2 protein-coding genes are annotated in these 1,083 nt (G+C 67.6%); both read right to left on the minus strand.

The features are described from left to right. Nucleotides 1-109: 109 nt before the first annotated feature. Nucleotides 110-289 (minus strand): hypothetical protein, encoded by a 180-nt coding sequence (locus AB0I11_RS34430; RefSeq protein ID WP_357330128.1) that lies wholly within the window; start codon nt 287-289, stop codon nt 110-112. Nucleotides 290-315: 26 nt separating this feature from the next. Next, nucleotides 316-1,065 (minus strand): ISAs1 family transposase, encoded by a 750-nt coding sequence (locus AB0I11_RS34435; protein ID WP_357330130.1) that lies wholly within the window; start codon nt 1,063-1,065, stop codon nt 316-318. Between the last annotated feature and the right edge of the window lie 18 nt (nt 1,066-1,083).

A 1,083-nucleotide genomic window follows, 5' to 3' on the forward strand; every position in this document is an offset into this window, starting at 1 on the left:
AAGCGACTACCCCCTTCACGCCAGCCAACGAGCCGTCCAACACACGGGTTGATCGGACCACCGATCAACCCGCCTTTAACACCAGCTACCTAGGGCTCCGGCAAAGTCGTCAGGTGATGCCGAGTAGGGCGAGCGGCCGGTTGCTGTCGCGGGCGTGGTGACGGTTGGCGGCGGCAATGTTGGTGACGCCGGCGGTGCGTAGCGCGCCGATGGCGGCGTTGCGCAGGGCGGCCATGACTTGCGGTCCGGCGCCGGTGCGGATCTGGGACCGGTCTTCGTCGTAGGTCATGTCGCGGACCCAGTGGATCTTGTTCTCTATGGACCAGTGGCCGCGGATACAGGCGGCGGTCTGGGTGGGTTTCGCCTGGTGGACGAGGAGGCCGGTGATGGCGTAGATGGTCTCGGTGGTGAAGCGTTTCGGTTCGTCGAGGCGACGGATCTGCAACGCTTGGGCGGCGTGCGGGAAGCGATCCCGGTCGAGATGGTGAGGATCTTCAGGGTGCGGATCTCGCGGCGGCCGTGTCCGCGGTCGGTGTCACGGGCGGCGTCCGGGACGGCTCGCCAGGGCAGGGCGGCGAGTTGGGTGTGCAGGCTCGGCTGGTTGCCTTTGACGGTGAGGATCCAGTGGGCGCCGCGTTCGGCGAGGTAGGTGACGTGGTCGCGCTGGCAGTGCAGGGCCTCGACGGTCACGACGGTGTCGCGTAGGTCGCCGAGTTGGTCGAGCAGCGGTTGGAAGCGAGTGATTTCGTTGGTCTTGCCGTCGACGTCGGTGCTGGCCAGCACAACGCCGGTCGCCTGGTCGCAGGCTGCCAGGACGTGGCGGGCGGCTGTGTCGGTGGTGCGTGAGCCGCGGATGGTCTTGCCGTCCACAGCGACCGCCCGGTGTGTTCCCGACGGCACCGGGATCTGCGCGGCGAGCCAGACTCCGATCACCGCGGTCAGCCGGTCCGGGTCCAGGGCAGGGCGATTGCGTAGTCGATCGGCGGGCGCCCTGAGCTGGTGATGTGCGTAGTGACTGGCCTGTGTGGAGGCCGGAAGAGCGGGTGAGATCGCGCCGGTGATCATGGAGTTCTCTACGCTTCA

This window comes from Micromonospora sp. NPDC050495 (genome assembly GCF_040655175.1).
Taxonomy (GTDB): domain Bacteria; phylum Actinomycetota; class Actinomycetes; order Mycobacteriales; family Micromonosporaceae; genus Micromonospora.